This is a genomic window from Bifidobacterium sp. ESL0827 (genome assembly GCF_052606685.1).
Genome location: NZ_CP199597.1, coordinates 361874 through 382998 on the forward strand (window position 1 = coordinate 361874; position 21125 = coordinate 382998).

Sequence of the window (21125 nt, forward strand, 5' to 3'; positions counted from 1 at the left end):
GGGTTGGTCGAGGCGGATGCTGTGTTGTCTGGATTGTTCGTCTTCGACGACGGGGTGCCTGGACTTGGTGTTGCCGAGCTTAATGGTGTGGTGGCTTGTACTGGCGATGGTGAGGGCAGTGGTGTGCTGGTTGCGCTACTGGGGGAAATGCTGGGGGTTTGCTCAGCTACGCGAGGGGTCTGACGACCCCCCCCCCCCGGTGAGGATTGGAGCGTCCGCTTGGGCGGATGCGACGCCCAGGCCTGCCAGCAGGCCAAGCAGGACGGTCGTCATCGCCAACGTGCGACGCAGACGGGAAACAAGATGCATGAAACCAAACCCCTTCACCAAACATCAAGCGGAGCAAATATCACCCGCCTATTTAAAGTTCTTTCTGTCGGAAAACCGTGCGACCTGCTAGTGCCAATCCTGCAACGGGATGCAGAAACTATGGCGAAAGCCAGTTGACTTCTCGACAGTCCCTCGGTTTTTACCCTACCACACACCACATAGACTATACACACAAGCCGAAGTAGCCAATCAGCGGTAATAATCTCCTTGACTGAGGAAGTCGGCTGCTTACAGCAATTATGCCGAGACTGGAGCACGGACGGCGGCCAGGCTGGCCGGGGTTGTGAGCTTCCTGCGTCTGCCTGCGCATCTCGCTATTTCTTCTCCTGAATGTGAATGCGTGCGTTTGACTTCAACTCCTGCTCGCAGAAGTTTGTGGGGACGCGGGAGGGATGTCGGCTCTCTTGGGGATTGAGCCTTACATGACACCGGCCTCCCTGCTCCCCCTGTTCTGGCCGGGGGCGAGGGGATCGATACGCCCCCCGGCCTGTTCCTTACTCATGTGAAACGTGCAATAGATGGTGTTGCTCTCTCCGGTGGCGGCGGGAGGCCAGCATCGCGCCCATGCTGGTCATGCCGGTGGCCAGGGCGAGCATGATGCCTTCCCCTCCGGCCCGGGGGAGCACGCCTGCAGACAGGTACGTGTATCTGAGGGAGGTGTCGGTCAAAGTCTGTCCTGAACCGCCCATTGTGTAGTCCACGCTGACTATGACCGTGTCCGGCAGGTGTCCAGGCGTGAACACGGTGACGCTATTGCTATTGCCGACAGGAGTCAGATTCCTGCCGGGGCTAGTGCCGAACCTGGCCGCGCTGATCACCTGAGACAGGTTGAACTCCACTAACACCGGGGCATAGGCATCTTTGTAGCTGTTGTTGCCGAGTTGACCATAGCCGTTGTATCCCCATGCATACGTGTATCCTTCCTTGCCGATAGCCAGAGAATCCCAATTTCCTGCACTGACTAGAGTGCTGTTTAGACTTAGATCAGTGTTGTTTGGGGACGCAGGATTTCGCACTTTTGCTGGTTGTCTGTGAACAGTGGAACTGTCATAGTTGGTATAACCGAGTTGGCCGTAATCGTTTCGTTCCCACGACCATGAAATTCCATTGCTGTCGACAGCTAGGGACGTGTCGTATCCCGCACTGACCTGGCTGGCTTTGAAGGGGATAGTGGGATTGTCGGGATTATATGTTCGGGCTGGGGGAAGAATATCATCATTCGTCGTATTCTGTCCGAGTTCGCCCCAATAATTCCATCCCCAAGACCAGGTGTTTCCTTGGGCATCAATCGCCATGGAATGCTCAAAACCGGCGCTGATCTGAACGCTTTTCAAGCTTTTGCTTGTATCTTCGGGATTGTTCGGGTCGCATGCACACCCAGGAACAGGATTCGCACCGTTGAAGCCGCTGCTGGTGCCGTTGCCAAGCTGACCAGACGTGTTGTGTCCCCATGCGTACGCGTTACCGTCGCTGCCCACAGCCAAGGAAACACTATTGTGCATCTTGCCAGATCCAATTGAATTGCTGATTTGTTTCAATTTAACGCCGCTGCGGCTGTATGGCGGGGTGATGGTGGTGGTCTCATCGCCTGGCTGGCTTCCCTTGTTGGGGCTGATGGTCCACGTGTTTCTGGGGTTTTGCTGGTCCAGCGAGCGGCGAGCATGATGTTTTCTGTGACGGGTGTGCTGAAGTTGTAGGCGGTGTTGCCGGTGAATCATCCGTCGAACTGGTAGCCGTTGTGCGTCGGATCTGGGTTGGGCCGTTGCACTCGCCCGTACGGGTAGAGGATCTGTTGGGGTTGGGGTGCCTGGCTTCCTCCGGTTGTATTGAAGCTTACCGTGTAGGTGGAGCCAGGCTGGGCGTCTCTGGACAGAGTCTGGTCGACCATGTATTCGAAGCTCCTGGTGAAGGACTGGTTGTGTTGTTTGCCGGTGATGAGGATGGCGGCTTGTCCGGACGTGTGTGCAGGTATATTCGTCTGCCAGGTGTCGCTGTTTGGTGATTGTCAGTGGCTGGCCGTCCATGCTGGCTGTCTCCACGGTGGGTGCCGTGCTGGCATTGATTCTGCCTGGCTTGCCCTGCCATCATCGCCGATGCACGACGCAGACGAGAAGCCAGACGCATGAAATCAAAACCCTTCACTAACGGCAAGCGAAGCCATCATCGCTTGCCTATAAACGTCTTGTCTGGCGAAAAGCTGCCCGGTGTGCCAGCGTCAGCACTGCACCAGTCGAAAAGGCCATGACGAAAAGCGCTCAGATCCTCACCACTTCAGCATTGAACATACCATCGAAAGAAAATATAGCTGTATTGTTAACCAACCGCGGTAGTAGCGAAAGCGACGCGTAAGCGGCGCACCGTCAACTAATATTCACCTTTAAGTCCTTGTCTGCCCGACGATAGAATGAACTGACATATCAGGCGTGAGGGAAGCGACAACCATAGTGACGACTTTGGACGATGTGGCCGGTGAGGCCGGGGTGTCGCGAATGACTGCATCCAATGCCCTACGGGGCAAATCCTCAGTCAAACCTGCTACGGCGCGTCGGGTGTTGGAGGCGGCGTAACGTCAGGGATACTGGCCCAATCTGCCGGCCCGGCGACTCAGCTCGGGCAGATCCGGAATCATCGGCTTCTCCACTGTGGAGCTGGACCGTTCGCCCTTCTCGGCGGCCCTGGCGGCGGCGGTATCGGATCAGGCCTTCAGCATGGGTTATCAGACGCTAATTCAGCAGACGCGGCAGATGGCCAGCTACGAGTCATCCATGGTGGCAGACATCGCCACCCAATTTTGCGAGGGAACCATCCTGTCCGCTCCGGTCCTGTCGCCGACTCTGTTGCCACGCTCAATCGGCGCTACCCCTTGGTGGTTTTCGACGGTCCGCGGCTGGACTGGTCCGTAGACACTGTGCGCAGTCCTAACCGCCGGGGTGCTCAGGCAGCAGTGGAGCATCTGATAGACCATGGTTGCCGGCGGATTCTGGTTCTTGGCACCTCATAAAACTCCAGACCAGCTGGCTCAGTCCATCCTAGGGCGGGAACAGCGGCTCTTGGGTGCCATGCAGGCAGCACAAGGTCATGGAATCCGCCTAGGGCCTGAAGATGTTGTCGACTGCGACTGGGATCAGGGCAGCGCCGACCAGGCCATGGCCGCTTTGTTGACTCGCCGCAGGGATTTTGACGGGGTCTTTGTCCTGACGGATGTGGTGGCCATCGGGGCCCTGCACGCGCTGGGTGCACATGGTGTGCGAGTGCCCGAGCAGGTAGCCCTGATTGGTTTCGACGGGCTGGAAGTGTCCCGCTTCCTCACACCTGCCCTTTCGACCATTCGCGTAGACACTGACCGGGTGGCGGCCGAGTGCCTGCGACTGCTCATGGCTCGGATGAAGGATCCGCCCGGCAGACATCAGCCCGAGCAGGTGGACCTGCCCTTCACGCTGGTGGAGGCTGGCAGTACAGCCCGGTCCTGAATTCTTCAACCGCGAATCAGTGCCAGAGTCAGCAGGTCAGGGGTGGAACCTTCGTCTCCGGCTTGGACCTGTACTCTGACAGCCCGGTCGGGCAGAGCGTCCAATCCACGACCGGTCAGGGGGTAGCGGTCCAGTATTCTGCCGTTTTCGCGGCTTCTTACGGGCTGGCCCAATTCCAGGCCCTCCGTCCGCAGGCAGTAGGGTGCGGCGCTGTCCTGGTCCCGCATGGCAACCTCCAGCATTTTCGCGCCGCCGGTGGCATCCCGCAGCCGGTATGAGAAGTAGCCCCCAGCCAGGGCGTGACGGGTGTTGGTTCCCTCAATCAGCTCCTGCCGGTCATTCCTGCCCTGATACTCGTGGTCGATTTCGGACTGCTGGGACCCGCAGCTCATGGGCCTGATCCTGTGCATCGATCTCTTCCAGGGCTCGGCGAACACGGTCCTTATCGCCATCCTTCGCCCAGGGCAGGTAGACCGAGTATCGCGAGGCTTCGATGGAAGTGAAGGGGACCAGTAGCAGGCGCGAATCGGTCCACCCTTGTTTTCCGGTCTTGGGTCTGGAGACGGCCACTTCTATGGCGCCGTCGTCCTGGGGGTGGGGCAGCAGGAAGTCCTGGGGTGCTCCCTGGAGCACGGGCAGGTCGCCCAGCGGGCGCAGGGGGCCGGAGGCGATGTGTCCGGCACGGGAGTCGTCAGCCTTCAGGCCTATCAGGTCGGCATCGTCGCTGCGGGCGGCCATGACCTTGACACCGCGCAGCAGGCTGACCCAGTCTGAGCCGGCCTGCTGTGCATTGGCGTAGATGTTGCCGGGGGTCAGTCGGACCTGGGATGGTGTGAAGCGGACATCCGGTTCAGGATTGTTTTGCGCTGATTGGGATTGATGGCGTGCGTCGGTCATGGCTCCTCCCTGCGACGATTCGACGGCTGTGTTTGGGGTGCCGCTCGGACAGGCCTGCGGTGGCTGAGTCGTCGGCGTTGCTGACGATAATTGTAGCGCTACATATACGGTAATGTCGGGGTATAAGCCATTGTCCATGTTGGCAATGTTGCTATGCGATGTCATTGCCGCTCTGAAGGAAGTATATGGGTGGCCCCATTGCGTCGGGGGAGTTGGGGCCACCCCTGTGGTCCGGGCTTTGTGTTGGGGATAGTGATAACCCGGACCTTCTTACACAAGAGAAGTCTTTATTGTTGTCGGCTAAGGGTTCCCAGCCGGTGGCGTCTGGCTGCTGCAGCGCATGCGAAGGCGAGCAGCCCGGCGACTAGCAGGGGAAGCAGGCCGCCTCCTCCTGACGAGGGCAGCAGGCTGATGGAGGTGTACCGATACGTGTTGCTGATATCGGGGGTTTGGGCTGCTCCATTCAGCCTCCAGTCGATGGTGACGGATGACGTACCGGGCATGTGTGCCGGCGTGGTCGCCGTCCAGGTGCCGTCGTGATTCCTAGTCAGGTCGGAGGCTTCCACATTGTCGAACATGACATGTGTAGGGGTGCCTTGCCCGGGGAAGTTGTCCATGGCTGGGCTGGCGGCCTGGGTGTTGCCGGTGTCGCGGCCCAGCTGTCCGTTAGTGTTGTCTCCCCAGCTGTAGAGGTTGCCGTCAGAGCCCAGGGCCAGACTGTGCCATGCGCCTGCGCTGGCTTGTGTGAACGTGATGCCTGCCGGCGTATCGGTTTTGCCTGGCATGTCTGCCGGGGTTTTGCTGGTGTCGCGGCCCAGGCGCCCATGGCTGTTGTCTCCCCAGGTGTAGAGGTTGCCGTCGGAACCTAAGGCGATGGAATGTTCGTCTCCTGCGCTGGCTTGGGTGAAGGCGAGATCTGCCGGGATGTTGGCTTTGCCTGGCTTGTCAGCAGGTGTGCCACTGGTGTCGCGGCCCAGTTGTCCATTGTCGGCATTGCCCCAGGTGTAGATGCTGCCGTCGTCGCTTACGGCCACGGAGTGGCTTCTGCCTGCGCTCGCATGGGTGAAGATGATGCCTGCAGGTGCGTCGGCCTTACCGGGCTTGTCTGCCGGAGTGCTGGTTATGCTGCGTCCGAGTTCGCCGTGGGTGTTGCCACCCCAGGTGTACGCATTCCCCTGAGTGTCGAGAGCCACTGTGTGGCACCAGCCTGCACTGACGCTACTAAAAGTGACGTCTGCCGGAGTGTCGGCTTTTCCAGGCTTGTTTGCCGGGATGCTGCTGGTGTCGCGGCCCAGTCGGCCGGCGCTGTTGTCTCCCCAGGTGTAGAGGTTGCCGTCCGAGCCCACGGCTACCACATGCGATTCGCCTGCGCTCGCCTGGGTGAAGGTGATGCCTGCCGTGGACTCCACCTTGTTGGGCCTGTTGGCTGGTTTGCTGCTGGTGACGGCACGGCCCAGCTGGCCTCGGCTGTTGTCTCCCCAGGTATAGAGGCTGCCATCGGAGCCCAGGGCCACGGAAAATCCATAGCCTGTGCTGACATGTACGAAGTTGACACCTGCAGGGGCCTCCGCTCTGCCGGGATGGCTGTCCTGCTTGTCGGCGGTGTCGCGGCCCAGTTGCCCATGGCTGCTGTTGTCGCCCCAGGTGTAGAGGCTGCCATCGGAGCCCACAGCCGCGGAATGGAGGTCTCCTCCGTCGACTTGGCTGATGCGGATGCCGCGTTTCATCGGCGGGGTCAGTGTGACGGTCTGGCCGCCTGATTCGGGACCGCTGGCCTTGTCGAGCTTCCACTTGGTGTCGGCACTGCTCCAGTGGGCGGTCAGGTTCACCTTGCCGGTGACCGGCCTGCTGAAATCGTAGGCTGTATCGCCGGTGAACCAGCCGTCGAACAGGTAGCCCCTCTTGGTCGGATCCTTGGCGGGGCGTTTCACATGGTCGCCCTCGGTCACGAGTTGGAGGTAGAACCCAATGCCACCGGCAGGGTCGAAATCAATAAGGTAAGTGCCCAGGTACCTGTAGGGCAGATGTGCGTCTGGACGCTTGCCGTTCATCTTCCAGGTGACGGCCACATCCACCCTGCCATGCTCATGTCTGGGTGTGGTGACGCTCCAGGTGCCGTCCGTGTTGGCGGTCAGGTTGGTGCCGGGCGTCCCGCCGAAACTCACCTTGTCAGGCTTGGGATTCTCGGGGAAGGCGACCATGCCGGGACGGCTGTCGTAGTTGCCGCTGGTGCGGCGTCCCAGCTGGCCGTACTTGTTTTCTCCCCAGCTGTAGAGGTTGCCGTCGGAGCCGATGGCCAGGGAATGGGAATAGCCTGCGCTGACCTGGGTGAATTTTGCGACGCCTGTCGGCACGGTGACCTTGCCTGGCTTGGTGCCGTATAAAGCTGATCCGGTGTCGCGTCCCAGCTGGCCCCGATTGTTTTCTCCCCAGCTGTAGAGGTTGCCGTCCGATCCCAGGGCCAGGGTATGCCTGAGTTCTGTGCTGACCTGGGTGAATTTCGTCACGCCTGCCGGCATGGTCACCTTGCCCGGTCTGCCGTCACGGTAGGGATAACCGCCGGTGTCCCGTCCTAGCTGGCCGTGTTCGTTCCATCCCCAGCTGTATAGGCTGCCGTCTGAGCCGGTGGCCAGGGACGTCCACTCTCCGGCCGCGATCCAAGTGAATTTTGTGATGCCTTCCGGGGTGGGCACTTTGACCGGTTGGCCGTCTTTTCCCGCCAAAGCGGTGTCGCGTCCCAGTTCGTCATAACTGTTGTCCCCCCAGGTGTAGAGATCGCCGTCTGAGTCGAGGGCCATTGAGTAGAAGGTTCCTGCGCTGAGCTGAGTGATTTTCGTAATGCCTGCTGGCATGGGCACCTGGTCTGGCTTGACGTCGTATGCGGCCGAACCCGTGTCGCGCCCCAGTTCACCGTGCTTGTTTTCTCCCCAGCTGTAGAGGTTGCCGTCTGATCCTAGGGCCAGGGAATGCCATTTTCCTGCGCAGGCTTGGGTGAAGCGGACGCCGGCCGGGGCAGTGACCAGGCCCGGCTGATTGTCTATCTCGGGGTCGTCTTTCGGGGACTTGCTGACGGTCTCGCGCCCCAGTTCGCCGTAACTGTTGTGTCCCCAGCTGTAGAGGTTGCCGTCCGAACCGATGGCCAGGGAGTGGTAGTAGCCTGTGCTGACCTGGGTGAAGTGGACACCATCTGGCGGAGTGATAAGGCTCGGCGTGCGCTTTTCTTCTTCAGGGGTTCCCAGTATGTAGTTGTTGTCTCCCCAGCTGTAGAGGTTGCCGTCCGAAGCGATGGCTTGGGAACCTTCTATTTTTGCGGGAATAATATGGCTGAAGCGTATCTCTGGTTTGGTGGGCGGGGTCAGGGTGATCTTGGTGTCTCCTGTGGCTTTCCCAGAGGTGGGGGAGAGGCTCCAGGCGCTGGTTCCCTTGGTCCAGTGGGCTGTCAGGGTCAGGTCTGTGGTGACCGGCTGGCTGAAATCGTAGGCCACGTTGGAGTCGCCTTTGTCGTTTTTGATGAACCAGCCGTCGAAAAGGTAACCCTCCCTGGTTGGGTCTTTGGCGGGCCGGCTGGCCTGGGTGCCTTCGGCTATGGTCTGCGAGTCGACGTTGCTGCCGTCAGCGCTGTCGAAGATGACCTGGTACGACGTTGAGGCTGTTTGCGGACGGCCGGATGTCGCAGTCGCCAGCGTGGGTGTGACCACGGGGGTTGCTGTGCTGAAGGATGTGTCTTTTTGCTGGCCTGTTGCGGTTTCTTCCAATTTGGTCGGCTGGGGTGGGTTGATTGTTTTCGCGGTGGCTTCGGTCGCAGTGAGGCCGCCGATGATCATGCTGGTTGGAAGAATGACGATGACCTTCAAAAGGTCTACAACAATGGCTGACCGGGAAGATGCGTCCGGATGGCACATGATCGCTACAAACCCCTTTCCCAAGATAAGGCGGTCAAATGATGAAAATCCCAAGTTTTTCATCTACTGCGTGCCGGGCACATTCCCGGTAGCTAGACAAACGTTAGCATAAAGGGTCGGTCCAGAACGGAAGCAACACCCGGATAAATCAAGTAAAAAATGTTATGTCAAATTCCGAATTGTAAGGCTTTCTGCTTAGAAAGGGCTAAAAAAGAGGTGGGTGGCTCCGTTGTGTTGGGGGATTGGCGGGGCCACCCTGGTTGGCTGGGCCGTCTTGGGATGCGGCCTGGCTGCTTACTCGGGTGAGGATTCTAGGCGTGCTGGATGCGGGTTTCGCGCCGGTGGCGTCCGGCCGCGGTTGCGCCGGCCGTGGCGAGCAGCCCGGCGGCGAGCAGGAGGATCATGCTGCCGTTGCCGCCCGTCAAGGGCAGGGTGCCTTCGTAGGTGTAGGCCAGGTGCGCCGGGGTCTGGCCGGCGCCACCCAGGCTCCAGTCCACAATCACGTCGGCCAGTCCCGGATTATGGGTGGGGGTGGCCAGGGTGACGGACCCGTCAGAGTTCTGTACAAGGTGGTCCACGGCCGTCTTGTCGAACTTGACGCCGGTGATTAGCAGTTGTGGATCGAGTGCTACTGGTACTGGTACGAGGCTTTTAGCAGTGTCTACGTATTCTCCTGTGGGGATGCTGGTGTTGCCGAGCTGGCCGTACTGGTTGTCGCCCCATGCGTACGTGTTGCCGTCCTGGCCGATGGCCAGGGAGTGGCCTCGTCCTGCGTTGATTCGTGCTGTTACGAGCCTGGTGCCGGCGCTGCCCTGGCCTGCGGGCGGCGATACGCGTGTGGGCGTGGGCTGGTTGCTGGTGGTGTTGTCGCCGAGCTGGCCGTTGGTGTTCCTTCCCCATGCCCAGGCTGCACCGCTCTTGTCGATGGCCAGAGAGTGGATTACGCCGGCGCTGATCTGCGCGACTTGGAATGGCTGGCTGGAGTCTGTGGGGTTTCCTACCTGCGTGGGCGTGGTCCTGCTAATTTCCGTGCCGTCGCCGAGCTGCCCGTAGTCGTTGTACCCCCATGCCCAGGCTGTGCCGTCCTGGCTGATGGCCAGGGCGTGGAAGCCTCCGGCGCTGATCTGCGCGGCTTTGAAGGTCTTGCTGGCATCCTTGGGGTCGGGCACGCGTGCCGGGTCGGCGGCGTATGTGGCGTTGCCATCTCCTGTGCTTTGGCCGTTGCCGAGTTGCCCGTAGTTGTTGTATCCCCACGTGTATACGCTGCCGTCCGTACCCAAGGCCATGATGAAGCCCCATTTGACGGCAACCTGGACTGCTTGCAGCCCCTGGCCGGAGCCGTCGGGGTCCCTGGCCAGGGTCGGGGTCGGTTTGGACGTGCTGTAGATGTAGCGATTGTTTCCTTCGCTGCCCCAGGTGTAGACGCGCCCCTGCGGGTCGATGGCCGCCGAGTCGTAGGCGCCGGCGCTCACCTGGACGGCCTTGAAGGGCTGGCCGTCCGTACCCCTGACTGGCTGCGGCTTGGAATGGCCGGTGGTGTTGTCACCCAGCTGCCCGTGGTCGTTGGCGCCCCAGGCGTAGACGGTCTGGTCGGAGCCGATGGCCAGCACGTGAGCCCCGCCTGCCGCAACCTGCGTGTAGGTGAATCCGGCGGCCACGCCGTCGGGCAGGGGGACCCTGGCCGGCGTCTTCTGCGTAGGCGTCTTGTCTGGATCCTGGCCCAGCTGCCCGTACTGGTTGTTGCCCCAGGCGTAGGCGTTCCCGTCGCTGGCCACGCCCACCGAAAGGCCGGGCGAACCCCCGGACTGGTAGCCGCCGGCGCTTATCTGGCTGAAGCGGATGCCGCGGCTCAGCTTGGGCGGGGTGATGGTCGCCTGCTGGCCGCCCATCGCGTTGCCCTTGCTTGGGCTGATCGACCAGCCGCCGGTGTTCGCAGGGCTCCAATGCGCGACCAGGGTGATGTCAGCGGTGACCGGCTGGCTGAAATCATACGCCACATCGGATTTGCCGTTGGTGTCCTTGATGAACCAGCCGTCGAACAGGAAACCGTCCTTGGTCGGGTCTGTGCTGGGGCGTGTGGCCTGTTTGCCTATGGTGATCCGCTGCGGGTCTGGTGTCGGTTTGCCGCCGTCGCTGTCGAAGGTGACCGTGTGGGGGTTGATGTAGGTGTAGCTCAGGTGCGCGTCGGGCTGCTGGCCGTTTCTGCTCCAGGAGACGGTCACGTCCGTCTTGCCTCCTGCATGCGGGGGCGTGATCACTCTCCAGGTGCCGCCCGTGTTTGCAGTCAGATTTGTGCCCGCTGTCCCGCCGAAGCTGACACCGGTCGGCCTGGGGGACTCGGGGAAGGGGACCATGCCTGGCCGGTTGGCTGGCGTGGCGCTGGCGGGGGTGCGTGCCAGCTGGCCTTCGCTGTTGTCTCCCCAGCTGTAGAGGTTGCCGTCCGATCCCAAGCCCAGGGCATAGCCCCCTAAATAGCCGCCTTCGATTCTGACTTGGGTGATTGTGATGCCGGCCGGCATGGCCACTCTGCGTGGCGTACCGTCTTGCGTGCTGCTGGCGCTGCGTCCCAGCTGGCCTTTGCTGTTGTCTCCCCAGCTGTAGAGGTTGCCGTCCCATCCCATGGCCAGGGAATTATCGCCACCTGCGATGACCTGGATGAATCGTGTGACGCCTGCAGGCGGGTTCACTTTGTGCGGCGTACCGTCGTTCAACGTGCTGGTGCTGGTGAGGGCGCGTCCCAGCTGACCTAGGGAGTTGTCTCCCCAGCTGTAGAGGTTGCCGTCCGTTCCCATGGCCAGGGAATGATAGTATCCTGCGCTGATCTGGGTGAATTTCGTGCCGTCTGTCGGCATGGACCCTTTGCTCGGCGTGTTATGTTGATTAGAATCAGTAGCGCCTATGCCCAGTTGCCCGATACCGTTGTTTCCCCAGCTGTAGAGGTTGCCGTCCGAGCCCAGGGCCAGGGAATAACCACCGCCTGCGCTGAACTGGGTGAAGCGGACGCCTGTCGGCGGGGTGACAACGCCTGGCCGGTTTTCTGGCGTTTGGTCGGTTTCTCGTCCCAGCGCCCCGGCACCGTTGTCTCCCCAGCTGTAGAGGTTGCCGTCCGTTCCCATGGCCAGGGAATGATAGTTTCCTGCGCTGATCTGGGTGAATTTCGTGCCGTCTGTCGGCATGGACCCTTTGCTCGGCGTGCTATGCGGAGAATAATCAGTACTGCCGGTGCCGAGCTGGCCGGAGCTGTTGTCTCCCCAGCTGTAGAGGTTGCCGTCCGAGCCCAGGGCCAGGGAATAACCACTGCCTGCGCTGAACTGGGTGAAGCGGACGCCTGTCGGCGGGGTGACAACGCCTGGTAGGTTTTCTGGCGTTTGGTTGGTTTCTCGTCCCAGCGCCCCGGTACCGTTGTTTCCCCAGCTATAGAGGTTGCCGTCGGAACCCATGGCCAGGGCAAAGTCTTTTCCTGTTTCGATGTGGTTGAAGCGTATGTCGGATGTGGTGGGCGTGGTCAGGGTGATCCTGCTGCCTCCTTCTGCTGGCCCGGAGGTGGGTTTGAGGCTCCAGGAGCTGGTTATCCTGGTCCATTTGGCGGTCAGGGTGATGTTGCCGGTGACGGGCCGGCTGAAGTCATAGGCGACGGCGGTGTTGCCGGTGAACCATCCGTTGAACAGGTAGCCGTCCCTGGCCGGGTCCTTGGGCCTGGAGGCCTGTCCGCCGCCGGGGACGCTCTGGGAGGGTGTGTTGGTTTTGCCGTCGGGGTCGTTGAAGGTGACGGTGTAGGCTGCGCGTGTCTGGGACTGGCTGTCGGCCGTCTTGCTTTGGATGCCGGTGTCGCCGGGCTTCTTGGGCGTGGCCTGGGCGCTGGTGAGGGGGGATGCGGTGTCCAGGGGCGAGGGAGAGGGCAACGGCGACTTGGGGCCGGCCGGCAGGGTTGGTGTGGGCGTTGCGGGGGTGTCGCCGGGGTTTTGCTGGTCCGTGCCGGGGGTGTGACGGCCCTCCTGGCCTGTGCTTTCCGGTATGGCGGGCGCGTTGGCGCCCGTAGCGGGCTGGCTGTCGGCTGTGTCGGCTGTGGCGAGTCCTCCGGCGATCAGGCTGGCTGGCAGGATAATGGCGAGCAGCATGCTGACGAGGATGGCCCTGCGGCTGTGCGTGTTCGTATGCTGACGCATGATCGGCATGATCCCCTTCCCAGGAATTGTTGCCGCGTATCCGGAACTCCCCCGGTCCGGCTCCCCGATAGATGGCAGACACAATCCCAACCTATATACAAATGCTACCACGGTCCGTCCGCATGCTCCAAGTGCCCGTCAGCCAGACTGCCGGGCTGCTTGCCTGGACACTATAAGAAGACCGCTTCACACCTTATTGACTCATTCCAGAGAATGGATATAAAGGGTGGGTGCAAAGAGGTGGGTGGCCCCGTTGTGTTGGGGACTGGCGGGGCCACCCTTCGGCTGGGCTAACTTGGGGTTTAGTCCAGCCGCTTACTCGGGTGAAGATTCTAGGCCTGCAGGCTGTGTGATTCACGCCGGTGGCGTCCGGCTGCGGCTGCGCCGGCTGCGGCGAGCAGCCCGGCGGCGAGCAGGAGGATCATGCTGCCGTTGCCGCCCGTCAGGGGCAGGACGCCTTCGTAGGTGTAGTCCAGGTGCGCCTGGGTCTGGCTGACGCCGCCCAGGGTCCAGTCAACGACCACGTCGGCTTGCCCAGGATTATGGACAGGCGTAGCAAAAGAGACGGACCCGTCAGCGTTCTGCTGCAGGGGGTTCACGGCTGTCTTGTCGAAGCTGACGCCGGTGATCAGTATCGAATTGAATGGCACTGGGGTCGGGTTGCTGCTCCGTGCCGTGTCGTTTCCGGTGCCGAGCTGGCCGTACTGGTTGTCGCCCCAGCTGTAGGCGTTGCCGTCCTGGCCGATCGCAAGGGAATGCTGGCTTCCAGCACTAATGCGTGCAGCTTTGAATCCCGCGTCGGCATTGTTCTGTTGCAGAAAGCCATTTATCTGTGTTGGTGTCCGAGCGTTTTTGACGGTTCCGTTGCCGAGCCGACCGTTGCCGTTGTCCCCCCAGGCCCAGGCTGTGCCTTCCTTGTCAATGGCCAGGGTGTGATTCGTTCCAGTACAGATTTGGCTGGCTTGGAATCCTTGATTGGTGCCTGTGGGATCTTGTACCCGAACGGGGCTGTACTGACGATCGGCAGTGGAGCCATTGCCGAGCTGACCGCGATCATTCCATCCCCATGCCCAGACTGTATCGGTCGTATCAATGGCCAGAGCGCTCCAGCTTCCTGCGCTGATTTGTTTGGCTTGGAACGGCTGACCTGTTTTGCCTGGGTATTGTACTGGCGTGGGTTGGTTCGTATAGGAGGAGTCACTAGTGCCGTTGCCGAGCTGACCGTAGTCGTCGTACCCCCATGTATAAATGGTACCGTTCTTGTCCAGTGCCATGATGAAGCTCCATTTGACGGCGACCTGGACTGCTTGCAGCCCCTCGTTCGAACCACTCGGATCCTGAACCAGGGTTGGGGTTGATCTAGACAGGCTGTATGAGCCGCCGCTGTTACATTCACTGCCCCAGGTGTAGACGCGCCCCTGCGGGTCGATGGCCGCCGAGTCGTAGGCGCCGGCGCTCACCTGGACGGCCTTGAAGGGCTGGCCGTCCGCACCCTTGACGGGCTGCGGCTTGGAACGGCCGGTGGTGGTGGTGTCACCCAGCTGGCCGCGGTCGTTGGCCCCCCAGCTGTAGACGATGCCGTCGCTGCCGATGGCCAGCACATGGTAGCCACCCGCCACGGCCTGCGTGTAGGTGAAACCGGAGGCCACGCCGTCGGGCAGGGGGACCCTGACCGGTGTTTTCTGCCGCCTGCTGCTGGTGCTGCCCTGGCCCAGCTGGCCGTACTGGTTGCTGCCCCAGGCGTAGGCGTTCCCGTCGCTGGCCACGCCCACCGAAAAGCCACTGGCCATTCCGATTTCATAGCCACCGGCGCTGACCTGGTTGAAGCGGATGCCGCGGCTGAGTTTCGGCGGGGTGATGGTCGCCTGCTGGCCGCCCAGCACGTTGCCCTTGTCTGGGCTGATCGACCAGCCGCTGGTGTCCGCGGGGCTCCAATGCGTGACCAGGGTGATGTCCGCGGTGACCGGCTGGCTGAAATCATAAGCCACATCGGATTTGCCCTCGGCATCCTTGAGAAACCAACCATCAAACAGGAAGCCGTCCTTGGACGGGCTGCTGGTCGGGCGCGTGGCCTGCCGGCCTTCGGTGATCCGCTGCTGGCCCGGTGTCGGCTTGCCGCCGGCGCTGTCGAAGGTGACCGTGTAGGGGTTGATATAGGTGTAGGTAAGGTGCGCGTCGGGCTGCTGGCCGTTCATATTCCAGTTGATTGTTACGTCGGTCTTGCCTCCTGCATGCGGGGGCGTGGAGACGCTCCAGGTGCCGTCCTTGTTGTCCGTCAGGCTCGTGCCCGCTGTCCCGCCGAACTTGACGCCGGTCGGCTTCGGCTTCTCAGGGAAGTCGACCATGCCGGGATTGGAGTCGAATTTCCCGCTGGTGTCGCGTCCCAGCTGGCTAGCGCTGTTGTCTCCCCAGCTGTAGAGGTTGCCGTCCGAGCCCAGGGCCAGGGAAAAGTACCCATTAATCATGTTTGGCGCGCTGGCTTGGGTGATTGTGATGCCTGCCGGCATGGCCACTTTGCCCGGCGTGCCGTCTTTCGCTGCGCTGGGGTTGCGTCCCAGCTGGCCGTTGGTGTTGTCTCCCCAGCTGTACAGGTTGCCGTCCGATCCCATGGCCAGGGAATAACCGTTTCCTGCGCTGATCTGGGTGAATTGCTTGACGCCTGTCGGCATAGTCACTTTGCCTGGCTGATTGGCTGGCATGGTGCTAGTGGGGTTGCGTCCCAGCTGGCTGCTGGTGTTGTTTCCCCAGCTGTAGAGGTTGCCGTCCGATCCCATGGCCAGGGAGTGGGTGTATCCTGCGCTGATCTGGGTGAATTGCCTGACGCCTGCCGGCATGGTTACTTTGCCTGGTTGGTTGGCTGGCGTGGTGCTGCTGCTGCGTCCCAGTGCGTTGAAAACGGTTTCTCCCCAGCTGTAGAGGTTGCCGTCCGATCCCATGGCCAGGGAATAATCAGTGCCTGCGCTGATCTGGGTGAATTCCGTGACCCCTGCCGGCAGGTTCACTTTGCTCGGCGTGGCATGAGAATTATCATCTGTAGTGCCATAGCCCAGCTGGCCGCAATCGTTCCGCCCCCAGCTGTAGAGGTTGCCGTCCGAGTCCAGTGCCAGGGAATGGCCGAATCCTACACTGATCTGGGTGAATTGCCTGACCCCTGTCGGCAGGGGTGCTTTCCCCAGTTTGTCATAAGAGGTGGTGGTGGTGCCGTTGCCCAGCTGGCCGCGTTCGTTCCCTCCTCCCATGCTGTAGAGGTTGCCGTCCGAGCCCAGGGCCACGGAGAACCCATTGCCGGAGCCGGCCTGGGTGAAGCGGTCGCCTTCTTCAGGCGGCTTGACGATGACCGGTCGGTTGGAGGATACAGTCTTACCGCCGTAGGCTCCCCAGTAGTAGAGGTTGCCGTCGGAGCCCACGGCCAGGGAATTCATGATCCCTGTGCTGATGTGGCTGAAGCGTATGCCGGATTGGGTGGGCGTGGTCAGGGTGATTCTGGTGCCTCCGTCTGCTGGTCCGGAGGCGGGGGTCAGGCTCCAACTCCTGGTCCATTTGGCGGTCAGGGTGATGCTGCCGGTGACGGGCTGGCTGAAGTCGTAGGCGGTGTTGCCGGTGAACCATCCGTTGAACAGGTAGCCGTCCCTGGCCGGGTCCTTGGGCCTGGAGGCCTGTCCGCCGCTGGGGACGCTCTGGGAGGGTGTGTTGGTTTTGCCGTCGGGGTCGTTGAAGGTGACGGTGTAGGCTGCGCGTGTCTGGGGCTGGCTGTCGGCCGTCTTGCTTTGGATGCCGGTGTCGCCGGGCTTCTTGGGCGTGGCCTGGGCGCTGATGAGGGGGGATGCGGTGTCCAGAGGCGAGGGCGAGGGCAGCGGCGACTGGGGGCCGGCCGGGGTGGCCGGCAGGATTGGTGCACTGGCTGATGGGTCGGCCTGTTGGCCTGCAGCCGTCTGCTCCAGCCTGGTCGGCTCGGGCACACTGGATTCGCCGGAGGCTGTGTCGGCCATGGCCAGGCCGCCCATGATCAGGCTGGCTGGCAGGATAATGGCGAGCAGCATGCTGACGACGATGGCCCGGCGGCTGTGCATGTTCGCATGCTGACGCATGATCGGCATAATCCCCTCCCCAGGAACTGCTGCCGCGTATCCGGAACTCCCCCGGTCCGGCTCCCCGATAGATGCCAGGCACAATCCCAACTATGTAGAAAATGCTACCACGGTCCGTCCGCATACTCCAAGTACCTGTCAGCCAGCCTGCACAAGACATGAAGGCTGTTTCACGTCTTATTGGCGATATAGAGGGCGGAAGCAAAAAGGTGGGTGGCTCCGTTGTGTTAGGGGATTGGCGGGGCCACCCTGGTTGGCCGGGTCGTCTTGGGATGCGGCCCGGCTACTTACTCGGGTGAAGATTCTAGGCGTGCTGGATGCGGGTTTCGCGCCGGTGGCGTCCGGCTGCGGCTGCGCCGGCTGTGGCCAGCAGCCCGGCGGCGAGCAGGAGGATCATGGTGCCGTTGCCTCCCGTCAGGGGCAGGGTGCCTTCGTAGGTGTAGGCCAGGTGCTCCTGGGTCTGGCCGGCACCGCCCAGCGTCCAGTCCACAATCACGTCGGCCAGTCCCGGATTATGGACAGGCGTAGCAAAAGAGACGGACCCGTCAGGGTTCTGCTGAAGGGGGTCCACGGCCGTCTTGTCGAAACTGACACCAGTAATCAGCAACGAGTTGAGGGCCACCAGGGTCGGGGTGCTGATTGGAGTCGTGTCGCTTCCGGTGCCGAGCTGGCCGGATGCGTTGTCGCCCCAGGCGTAGGCATTGCCATCCTGGCCGACAGCCATGGAGTGGTTCCATCCTGCGGTGATGCGTGCTGTTGCGAGCCCGGTGCCGGCGTTGCCCTGGCCTGCAGGCGGCGACACGAGCGTGGGCGCGGGCTGATAGAAGTCGCTGCTGTTGGTGCCGAGCTGGCTGTTGATGTTCCATCCCCAGGCCCAGGCTGTGCCGCTTTGGTCGACGGCCAGGGAATGGTACGCGCCGGCGCTGATCTGCGTGACTCTGGCTTTTGTTGGTTTTCCTATCTGCGTGGGCGAGGGCCGGTTGGTTGTCGTGCTGTCGCCCAGCTGCCCGCGGTAGTTGTACCCCCACGTCCAGAGGATACCGTCCTGGCTGATGGCCATGGCGTGGTTGGCTCCTGCGCTGATCTGCGTGGCTTTGAAGGTTTTGCTTGTGTCCTCGGGGTCGGGCACGCGTGCCGGGTCGGCGGCGTATATGGTGCTGTGCTCTCCCGTGGCTGTGCCGTTGCCGAGCTGCCCATAGTTGTCGTACCCCCACGTGTATACGTTGCCGTCCGCGTCCATGGCCATGACGAAGCTCCAACCGAGGCTTACCTGGTCCGCGTGCAGCCCCTGACCGGAGCCGTTGGGATCCTTGGCCAGGGCCGGCGCCAATTTGGATGTGCTGTAATCGGTGAAGTTGTTGTTTTCGCTGCCCCAGGTGTAGACGCGCCCATCCGGGCTGATGGCTGCCGAGTCGTAGGCGCCGGCGCTCACCTGGACGGCTTTGAAGGGCTGGCCGTCCGCTCCCTTGACGGGCTGCGGCTTGGAACGGTCGCTGGTGGTGTTGTCGCCCAGCTGGCCGCGGTCGTTGGCCCCCCAGCTGTAGACGATGCCGTCGCTGCCGATGGCCAGCACATGGTAGCCGCCCGCCACGGCCTGTTTGTAGGTGAAACCGGAGGCCACGCCGTCTGGCAGGGGGACCCTGACCGGTGTTTTCTGCGGAGTGCTGCTGGCGCTGCCCTGGCCCAGCTGCCCGTGTTGGTTGTATCCCCAGGCGTAGGCGTTCCCGTCGCTGGCCACCCCAACGGAGAAGCCGCTCAGAGAGCCGGCGCTTATCTGGTTGAAGCGGATGCCGCGGCTCAGCTTGGGCGGGGTGATGGTCGTCTGCTGGCCGCCCATCGCGTTGCCCTTGTTTGGGCTGATCGACCAGCCGCCGGTGTTGGCGGGGCTCCAATGCGCGACCAGGGTGATGTCTCCGGTGACCGGCTGGCTGAAGTCATACGCCACCTTGGAATCCCCCTCAGCATCCTTGAGGAACCAGCCGTCGAACAGGAAGCCGTCCTTCGCCGGGTCTGTGATTGGGCGTGTGGCCTGCCGGCCTCCTGTGATTCGCTGCTGGTCCGGGACTGGATCGCCGTCGGCGCTGTCGAAGGCGACCGTATAGGTGATGATGTACGTGTAGTCCAGGTGTGCGTCGGGCCTCCAGCCGTTCCTGCTCCAGAAGACGGTCACGTCCGTCTTGCCTCCTGCATGCGGGGGTGTGACGACGCTCCAAGTGCCGTCCTTGTTGTCGGCCAGGCTCGTACCCCGCCTATCGCCGAAGCTGATGCCGGTCGGCTTTGGCTTCTCAGGGAAGTCGACTATCCCGGGTTGGCCATCGAAGTAACCGCTAGCGTCGCGTCCCAGCTGCTGGTTGCCGTTCCATCCCCAGCTATAGATGTTGCCGTCCGAGCCCAGGGCTAGGGAGAAGTCCCCACCCAAAGTGCCGGGCGCGCTGGCTTGGGTGATTGTGATGCCTGCCGGCATGGCCACTTTGCGTGGCGTGCCGTCTTTCGTTGCGCTGGGGTTGCGTCCCAGCTGGCCACTGGTGTTGTCGCCCCAGCTGTAGAGGTTGCCGTCCGATCCCAGGGCCAAGGAATGCTCGCCGCCTGCGATGACCTGGGTGAATCGGCTGACGCCTGTTGGCAGGTTCACTTTGCGTGGCGTGCCGTCCTCCGCCCCATTGATGCTGCGTCCCAGCTGGCCTTTCTCGTTGGTTCCCCAGCTGTAGAGGTTGCCGTCAGTTCCCAGGGCCAGGGAATGCTTGTATCCTGCGCTGATCTGGGTAAATTTTGGGACCCCTGTTGGCAGGTTCACCTTGCTCGGAGCGGCATGAGCATCAGAATCGCTAGCGCCGATGCCGAGCTGTGCGTGGTCGTTGTATCCCCAGCTGTAGAGGTTGCCGTCCGTTCCCAGGGCCAGGGAATGACTGTCTCCTGCACTGATCTGGGTGAATTTTGGGATCCCTGTTGGCAGGATCACCTTAATCGGCTGTTGATTAGGGCTCGCACTGGGATTGCCGATGCCGAGCTGCCCGTAGCTGTTGTCTCCCCAGCCGTATAAGTTGCCGTCCGATCCTATGGCCAAGGAATAGTTAAATCCGGCACTAATTTTGGTGAATTTCGTGCCGTCTGCCGGCATGATCACTTTGCCCAGCCCGCTATTGGTAGTGGTACCATTGCCAAGCTGGCCTTGGTTGTTGAATCCCCAGCTGTAGAGGTTGCCGTCCGATCCCAGGGCCAGAGTAAAGTTCATTCCTGCGCTGGTCTGGGTCAAGTGGACGCCTGTCGGCGGGGTGACGATCACTGGCCTTTCATCGGAGGCATCTCCCCACTTGTAAATGTTGCCGTCGGAGCCTATGGCCTGGGAAGCGTAGGTTCCTGTGCCGACGTGGCTAAAGCGTATGTCGGGTGTGGTGGGCGGGGTGAGGGTGATCCTGGTGCCTCCGGCTGGTGGGCCGGAAGCGGGCGAGAGGCTCCAGGAGCTGGCGCCTTTGGTCCATTTGGCGGTCAGGGTGATGTTGCCGGTGACGGGGCGGGTGAAGTCGTAGGCGGTGTTGCCGGTGAACCATCCGTCGAACAGGTAGCCGTCCCTGCTCGGGTCCTTGTCGGGCCTGGAGGCTTGTCCGCCGCTGGGGACGCTCTGGGCGGGTGTGTTGGTTCTGCCGTCGGGGTCGTTGAAGGTGACAGTGTAGGCTGCGCGTGTCTGGGGCTGGCTGTCGGTGGTCTTGCTTTGGATGCCGGTGTCGCTTGGCTTCTTGGGCGTGGCCTGGGCGCTGATGAGGGGGGATGCGGTGTTCAGGGGCGAGGGAGAGGGCAACGGAGACTTGGGGCTGGCCGGGGTGGCCGGCAGGGTTGGTGGATTGGCTGATGGGTCCGCCGGTTGGCCCGTCGCTGTCTGCTCCAGGCTGGTCGGCTCGGGCACACTGGATTCGCTGGGAGCAGTGTCAGCCGCGGCGAGGCCTCCGGCGATCAGGCTGCAGGCGAGCAGCATGCTGATGAGGATGGCCCTGCGGCTGTGCGTGTTTGCATGCTGACGCATGATCGGCATGATCCCCTTCCCAGGAACTGTTGCCGCGTGCTTGGAACTCCCCTGGTCCGGCTCCCCGATAGATGGCAGACACAATCCCCACGTATATACAATAGGCTATCACGGTCCGTCCGCATGCTCCAAGTGCCCGTCAGCTAGCCTGCCGGGCTGCTTGGCTGAACACTATATGAAGACCGCTTCACACCTTATTGACTCATTCCAGAGAGTAGATATAAAGGGTGAATGCAAAGAGGCGGGTGGCTCCG

The 21125-nt window shown here is 62.0% G+C and carries 12 protein-coding genes; 4 read left to right on the forward strand and 8 right to left on the reverse strand.

Features of this window, described 5'->3' with window-relative positions; genetic code table 11:
• Positions 1 to 21 precede the first annotated feature (21 nt).
• Positions 22 to 183, forward strand: a complete 162-nt coding sequence (locus tag ACUIAI_RS01355) for a hypothetical protein (RefSeq protein WP_445342379.1) — start codon at positions 22 to 24, stop codon at positions 181 to 183.
• A gap of 641 nt (positions 184 to 824) precedes the next feature.
• On the opposite strand, the gene ACUIAI_RS01360 is transcribed toward ACUIAI_RS01355, so the two are convergent.
• Positions 825 to 1868, reverse strand: a complete 1044-nt coding sequence (locus ACUIAI_RS01360) for an RCC1 domain-containing protein (protein WP_445342380.1) — start codon at positions 1866 to 1868, stop codon at positions 825 to 827.
• A gap of 176 nt (positions 1869 to 2044) precedes the next feature.
• On the reverse strand, positions 2045 to 2218 hold the full coding sequence (locus tag ACUIAI_RS01365) for an InlB B-repeat-containing protein (RefSeq protein ID WP_445342381.1): 174 nt from the start codon (positions 2216 to 2218) through the stop codon (positions 2045 to 2047).
• A 574-nt stretch (positions 2219 to 2792) separates the two neighbouring features.
• Between ACUIAI_RS01365 and ACUIAI_RS01370 the strand changes: the two genes are divergently transcribed.
• From ACUIAI_RS01370 to ACUIAI_RS01380, 3 genes are all read left to right on the forward strand, one after another.
• Entirely contained in the window at positions 2793 to 2897 is a 105-nt protein-coding gene (locus ACUIAI_RS01370; RefSeq protein WP_445342784.1) for a LacI family DNA-binding transcriptional regulator, read from the forward strand.
• A gap of 75 nt (positions 2898 to 2972) precedes the next feature.
• Positions 2973 to 3233, forward strand: coding sequence for a hypothetical protein (locus tag ACUIAI_RS01375; RefSeq protein ID WP_445342382.1), 261 nt, complete (start codon positions 2973 to 2975; stop codon positions 3231 to 3233).
• Positions 3234 to 3293: 60 nt separating this feature from the next.
• Positions 3294 to 3800 (forward strand): LacI family DNA-binding transcriptional regulator, encoded by a 507-nt coding sequence (locus ACUIAI_RS01380; protein ID WP_445342383.1) that lies wholly within the window; start codon positions 3294 to 3296, stop codon positions 3798 to 3800.
• A 5-nt stretch (positions 3801 to 3805) separates the two neighbouring features.
• On the opposite strand, the gene ACUIAI_RS01385 is transcribed toward ACUIAI_RS01380, so the two are convergent.
• The 6 genes from ACUIAI_RS01385 to ACUIAI_RS01410 all read right to left on the reverse strand — a co-directional run bounded on the left by ACUIAI_RS01385 (position 3806) and on the right by ACUIAI_RS01410 (position 20871).
• Positions 3806 to 4192: a DUF6805 domain-containing protein gene (locus tag ACUIAI_RS01385; RefSeq protein ID WP_445342384.1), complete on the reverse strand. Its 387-nt coding sequence runs from the start codon at positions 4190 to 4192 to the stop codon at positions 3806 to 3808.
• Entirely contained in the window at positions 4137 to 4697 is a 561-nt protein-coding gene (locus ACUIAI_RS01390) for a DUF4986 domain-containing protein (protein WP_445342385.1), read from the reverse strand. Before ACUIAI_RS01390 ends, ACUIAI_RS01385 begins: the two co-directional genes overlap by 56 nt.
• 287 nt (positions 4698 to 4984) lie before the next feature.
• On the reverse strand, positions 4985 to 8599 hold the full coding sequence (locus ACUIAI_RS01395) for an RCC1 domain-containing protein (protein WP_445342386.1): 3615 nt from the start codon (positions 8597 to 8599) through the stop codon (positions 4985 to 4987).
• Between the two features lie 311 nt (positions 8600 to 8910).
• On the reverse strand, positions 8911 to 12765 hold the full coding sequence (locus ACUIAI_RS01400) for an RCC1 domain-containing protein (protein WP_445342387.1): 3855 nt from the start codon (positions 12763 to 12765) through the stop codon (positions 8911 to 8913).
• A 332-nt stretch (positions 12766 to 13097) separates the two neighbouring features.
• Positions 13098 to 16853, reverse strand: a complete 3756-nt coding sequence (locus ACUIAI_RS01405) for an RCC1 domain-containing protein (protein WP_445342388.1) — start codon at positions 16851 to 16853, stop codon at positions 13098 to 13100.
• Positions 16854 to 17157: 304 nt separating this feature from the next.
• The gene (locus ACUIAI_RS01410) at positions 17158 to 20871 is read right to left on the reverse strand and encodes an RCC1 domain-containing protein (RefSeq protein WP_445342389.1); all 3714 of its coding nucleotides are present in this window, start codon (positions 20869 to 20871) and stop codon (positions 17158 to 17160) included.
• Positions 20872 to 21125 lie beyond the last annotated feature (254 nt).